The following is a 409-nucleotide window of genomic DNA, read 5'->3' on the forward strand; positions in this document are numbered from 1 at the left end:
CCTGAAGGGGGACAGATGTCGCTACTTCCACAGCTTCCACATGCCAAACACCTCCAGGCTGATTGATAACCGCATGAGTTTGCTTTGGAAAAACCCATCGGTAATCGTCAAAATCATACTTATTGCCAAAAGCCTCTGCTAAATACGTTGCTCTTGGATTGATCTTAATCCAATCCCAATCATATTCTTTCGCAAACGTAATAGTTGCCTCTGCTAAATCAACTGCTGTTTGCTCTTTTTTTAAAAAATGATGCCAACTGCTAACGATGGGGCGATCTGCTTTTTTGCCCATCAAAATTTGTTCAAAGCGCTGTTTCTTCGTAAAACTCATAAACCATTACACTCCCTTTCTATTCCTTCCTTGCTTTTCGAGCTAATGCATTACCAGTTGATTGAATGATTTGTACAA

1 pseudogene is annotated in these 409 nt (G+C 40.3%); it reads right to left on the reverse strand.

Features of this window, described 5'->3' with window-relative positions:
- Positions 1 to 331: pseudogene (locus PZE06_RS26545) on the reverse strand (uroporphyrinogen decarboxylase family protein); the annotation flags it as partial.
- Between the last annotated feature and the right edge of the window lie 78 nt (positions 332 to 409).

It is taken from the genome of Robertmurraya sp. DFI.2.37, assembly GCF_029211245.1.
GTDB lineage: Bacteria > Bacillota > Bacilli > Bacillales > Cytobacillaceae > Robertmurraya > Robertmurraya methanolica_A.